A 5979-nucleotide genomic window follows, 5' to 3' on the forward strand; every position below is an offset into this window, starting at 1 on the left:
GCTTCCAATACACCAGCTTTTATTACAAATACAAGGCATTTGGAATCAGATTCAAATAATACTTATGTACTAGTAATTGGCGCTCGCATTGTGCCAGTTGCGTAAGTCCTGTAAAGGTATTGATGATAAGCCAACTATTCACTAGTAGCAAATTTGAAAATACATAGGTATAGGATAAGTATTACCCCATCAAAATTCATTTAGATTTCCTATTGCAGAAATGCTTGTAAAAATTCCGGTTCTTACTAGCATTTATCAGCATAACGACATGAGACTTAAGTTAATTTTAATCCTGTTTTGTCACTTTTGGAAAACAATAATCAAAGCAAGATTGTGAAACTTTAATTACCCCTCTTTTGTCACTTTAGGAGAAGCCAATCGCTGAAAGCCTTTCGGATCTTTAATTTTCAGATTTTAGCTACAAACTTTAGTTACTGTTAGAAAATAAAGGCTAAAAGTGCTATCAAATCAAAGTTTTAGAATTTAGCTTCGATTATTGTTTTCCGAGAGTGACAAAAGAGGGTTAAGTAAACCTTTGAGGCTTTATTTTCTAGCAGTAACTTAAATTTACAGCTATGAGCGAAAGATAAAAGCTCCGAAACTCCTTCCTTCAGCGATTAGATTCTTCAACAGTAACAAAAAAGGATTAATCTACCCAGCAACCATCAGGGTAGTCAGGGTCAGGTTGCAAGTCAATCCCTAAACAAGGGTAACAAAATCCGCCCATAGAAAATTCTGTAATTTTTTGTCCTATTTCTGTATTTTCTACTGATGGATTGTTTTCGGTTTGATCCCCCTTGCTACTATCTCCACTAATAAATTGAGTTATGTCGAGTGAACACTGAACCTTTAGAATTTTTTGTCCTGATAAGCCGTATTTTTTAAGGGTCTGGCTCAGGTTAGAGTTCTTCAATAGCTGACGAATTTCTTTGTTAATATCTTCTTGTAACTGCTGTAGGCTTTGCGAATTAATGACTTTTAAGTTTAATTTTTCAGATTCATAGTCTGGTAACTGCTGTAAGTTTGGCGAATCAATAGCTATCGGCTCTAATTTTTGAGATTCCATGAGTTTTGTTTTCCTTTCAGACTGATAGATGTATGAAATAATTTTGTGATGTATTAATTAATGCAAGTTCTACGAGCAAATACTGGAAATCAGAGAATCCAGCATATAGGGTCTTAAGCCTTTTTTGCTACATCAACTTCACACCTGACTAATTACTCAGTCTGGTTTGTAAGAATTATGCAGTCTTTAGTAAAACTTCATAAAGTTGGGGCGAATTTTTTTTTATCCTAGTTGACGTATTGTTTAAAGCATAAATAACCTGGGTAGTCTCTTGTAGAAATCCCATTGACAAAGTTTACTATTTTTCTTTCACTACCGCCCTTGCTTGTCCCATATCTTCTTTTTATGACCTGCATCTTGAAAGTACTTTTTTTGCCGTGGCCATGACTTAAAATGAAAATCTTTAATGACACTATACATTAGGTACTAACGACTTGATCAAGCTAAAAGCATTATGTAGTTAAAATTTAAGATTTTAAACTTAATATTTAAAACTTTTATAAGTAGTAATAAAAGATGTTTTAGTATTAAATTATACTAAATAATAAGCTCCTCTAGCGCCTATCTAAAACACATCAGCAATGAGCCGATTACATCAATCGTAACCGTCACTTTGAGGCTGCGCCATTCTCCCATCTTTGTCCTGTTGCCAGGCTACTGAATAACATGAGCAAACAGGATACACCAAAAATTGGAGTAGCTTTAGCTACCACTGCACTGAGTTGGGTTTTGTCCAAAAGTACGAGGAGTAGCAGTGGATGAATTAGCGCTGAGGACTATTTGTCCTTTGGCGTTTAGCACTGCACCTGTAGCTTCAACAATGCGTTTGGGAGTGGAGATAGCCGGTTTGCTAGTAATAGGTGGTAGGGAACGGTTGTTGTTAGTGGGTTTAAAAGACACCCAATCTACTTGGCTTGCATCAGGAGTGAGAATGTCTTTAGGATTAAATGGTAAACCGCCGCGTCCGGTAATCACAAATCGGTTTTGAGCGTAACCAGGACTATAGCAACCTTGGGCTAGTTGGGTGTCAACTGGTACTGTTGGCAACTCAACTAAACCACTGTTGGGGTCGATACCAGGTGTATTAAGTTCTACAGTACCTTGTGTACCAAATTCTGAACTAGCAGTGATGTCACTCAAGGGAGTTGGACTTTCACGGAACTCAATACCATATATACCAAAGGCTCGGATATCTACTCTCCCACCTGTGCCTGTAAAAGCATTAGCAGTGATGTCGCTATTTTCGCTTGGGACAGCAATGATGAAGCCCGACGGGACATCAATATTAATGTTGCCACCATTACCACCAGTTAGGGCTGTGCCTGCGGTGGTAGAAATTTCAGCGCCACGACGCAGAAGCAGTAAATCAGTTTGTAAGTTGATGTTGCCACCGTTACCCGATGCAGATTGGGCGTTAACTGTGCCACTGTTGTCTAGGGTAACTCTAGGTGAGGTAACGATAATATCTCCAGCAGTACCCGTCGGACTTTGGGAGTCAACAAACAAGCCACTGTTAAAGTTAAAATTGTTACCAGAAATGGTGAAAAAATCAGCAGCATTAACTTTAATTGTGCCTGCATTACCTTGCCCAAGTGTTTCGGCACTAAGTTGAGCGCCATCAAGTAATGAGAAGGAAGCAGAATCGATAGTAATGTTACCCCCATTGCCAACTGTCCCCGTTTGCACCTGGCTGAAAATCCCACTGGCAAAACCATTTTTCTCCCCAGCAATATCAACACTACCTGTAACATTAACATTGACATTCCCCGCATTCCCCCGTCCTACTGGCTGGGTAGCAGATGCACCACTAGTAGCAGTTTGCAGTTGAGCGCCATCAATTAGTGATAGTGTTGCAGCGTTAATGTCAATATTACCTCCCTTACCAACACCTCCCGCTTCCACTGTGCTGAAGATGGCAGCATTATCTGCTAGAGTTACAGCATTTTGTGCCCGCACTTTCACATTCCCCGCATTACCAAGTCCTGAAGTTGAGGCAACAAGTTGAGCGCGATCGCCTAATGAGAATGAAGCAGAATCGATAGTAATGTTACCCCCATTGCCAACTGTCCCTGCTGCCACCTGGCTGCGAATACCACTTAATAAACCGTTTTTCTCCCCAGCAATATCAATAGCGCCAGTCACTTTCACATTGACATTCCCCGCATCACCCTGTCCTGCTGGCTGGGTAGTAGATGCTTCACTAGTACTGGTTAGCAGTATAGCGCCATCAATTAGTGATAGTGTTGCAGCACTGATGTCAATATTGCCACCCTTACCTATGCCCCCTGATTCCACTGTACTGAAAATGTAAGCATTATCTGCAAGAGAAACAGTATCTTGTGCCTGAACTGTTACATTCCCTGCATTTCCTTGCCCAAATGTTGAGGTAACAAGTCGAGCGCCATTAGTAAGTGACAGCGTTGTAGCAAAGATGTCAATATTACCTGCTTTACCTACGCCGCCTGATCTCACCGTGCTGAAAATGTAAGCATCACCAAGAGAAACAGTATCTTGTGCCTGAACTGTTACATTCCCTGCATTTCCTTGCCCAAATGTTGAGGCAACAAGTCGAGCGCCATTAGTAAGTGACAGCGTTGTAGCAAAGATGTCAATATTACCTGCTTTACCTACACCCCCAGCTTCCACCGTGCTGAAGATGGAAGCATCACCTAGAGAAACAGTATTTTGTGCCCACACTGTCACATTCCCCGCATTTCCTTGCCCAAATGTCGAGGCAACAAGTTGAGCGCCATCTCTTAACAAGAGGGTTGCAGCGTTGATGTCGATATTACCTCCCTTACCGACACCTTCTTCTTCCACAGTGCTGAAAATAGAAGCATCTGCAAGGGAAACAGTATTTTGTGCCCACACTGTCACATTCCCCGCATTCCCTTGTCCTGAAGTTGAGGCAGTAAGTCGAGTGCCATCTTGTAACGATAAAGAACCAGAATCGATAGTAATGTTTCCTCCATTGCCAACTGCCCCAGTTTCCACCTGGCTAAAAATCCCACTTAATAAACCGTTTTTCTCCCCAGCAATATCAATAGCGCCAGTCACTTTCACATTGACATTTCCCGCATCCCCCCGTCCTGCTGGCTGGGTATCAGAGGCTTTACGAGTATTGGTTAACAGTTGAGCGCCATCAATCAGTGATAGTGTTGCAGCACTGATGTCAATATTGCCACCCTTACCTACGCCGCCTGATCCCACCGTGCTGAAGATGGAAGCATCACCTAGAGAAACAGTATTTTGTGCCCACACTGTCACATTCCCCGCATTTCCTTGCCCAAATGTCGAGGCAACAAGTTGAGCGTCATCTCTTAACAAGAGGGTTGCAGCGTTGATGTCGATATTACCTCCCTTACCGACACCTTCTTCTTCCACAGTGCTGAAAATAGAAGCATCTGCAAGGGAAACAGTATCTTGTGCCCACACTGTCACATTCCCCGCATTCCCTTGTCCTGAAGTTGAGGCAGTAAGTCGAGTGCCATTAGTAAGTGACAGCGTTGTAACATTGATGTCGATATTACCTGCTTTACCTATACCCCCAGATTCTACCGTGCTAAGGATAGAAGCATCATCTAGAGAGACAGCATCTCGTGCCTGCACTGTCACATTCCCCGCATTACCAAGTCCATAAGTTGAGGCAATAAGTCGAGCGTCATCTTGTAATGATAATGAACCAGAATCGATAGTAATGTTACCCCCATTGCCAACTGTCCCCGTATTCACCAGGCTGCGAATCCCACTGCGTAAATTGTTTTTTCTCCCAGCAATATCAACAGCGCCCATAATATTAATATTGACATTCCCCGCATCCCCCTGTCCTGCTGGCTGGGTAGTAGATGCTTCACGAGTAAGGGTTAGCAGTTGAGCGCCATTTTTTAGCGAGAGGGTTGCAGCATTGACGTCGATATTGCCACCTTTACCGACACCTCCTTCTTCCACCGTGCTAAAGATGGAAGCATTATTTAGAGAAACAGCATCTCGTGCCTGCACCGTCACATTCCCCGCATTACCAAGTCCTGAAGTTGAGGCTTCAAGTCGAGCGCGATCGCCTAATGAGAAGGAACCAGAATCGATAGTAATGTTACCCCCATTGCCAAGTGAACCCAAACGCACAAGATTTTGAACTATGCTCCCACCAGCAACGTTGATTTCTCCGCTAGCATTAAGCGTAATATCTCCCGCAACAGTTTCAGGTGTCCCCAAACCTTGCCCAATACCACCGCTTAAAATACTTCCTCCTAATATTTCTAAATTCCTGGCATTAACTGCAATATTACCGCCACCAGCGCCTTCTACATATATACCTGCTTGATTAGTAAGGGATACCGAAGTTCGCGCAACATTATCAGGAAATCCTAAGCTGAGATTATCGCCATCTATACCTAGCGCTACACTACCAGCTTCTGCTAACCCCCCTAACTCCACTCTTCCACCATTAGCATTTAATCGCCCCCCATCCATACTGACATTACCACCCACCAGCAGTAAACTTTTACCATCTGGTACTCGTAAACCTAATGCATTTAAACCCGCTGGATCTTTTCCTGCGAGTGCAACTGAATTATTTTGAATCCCTCCGTTTTGATTAATTTGATTAAACAATAATGCTGAAGGATTAACTGTCAACAAGGGTGAAGGAATATTTTTATCAGTAGCACTAAAAAGTTCTCGATTTCCAAATTGCAGTGCATTCGCTGTAGTTCCAACAAAAGAACCACCAATATTTAATTGAGCATTCTGACCAAAAATAATGCCGTTAGGATTAATTAGAAATAGGTTAGCTGTACCCTTATACCAATTTTATATGAAGGTGCATATAATAGAGAAAACAAACTCTATAAATTAAAATAACCATGAGCCGCCCTTTTAAGATTGAAATCGCAGAGAGCGAAGAAGAACTTAAA

Annotated in this window: 1 protein-coding gene and 1 pseudogene; both read right to left on the reverse strand. The window is 42.1% G+C overall.

Going from position 1 to position 5979, the window contains the following annotated elements; genetic code table 11:
* Positions 1–646: 646 nt before the first annotated feature.
* On the reverse strand, positions 647–1066 hold the full coding sequence (locus H6G97_RS43505; RefSeq protein ID WP_190946714.1) for a hypothetical protein: 420 nt from the start codon (positions 1064–1066) through the stop codon (positions 647–649).
* A gap of 702 nt (positions 1067–1768) precedes the next feature.
* Positions 1769–5863, reverse strand: a pseudogene (locus H6G97_RS43510) (beta strand repeat-containing protein); the annotation flags it as partial.
* Positions 5864–5979: the final 116 nt, after the last annotated feature.

It is taken from the genome of Nostoc flagelliforme FACHB-838, from assembly GCF_014698065.1.
Lineage (GTDB): Bacteria > Cyanobacteriota > Cyanobacteriia > Cyanobacteriales > Nostocaceae > Nostoc > Nostoc flagelliforme_B.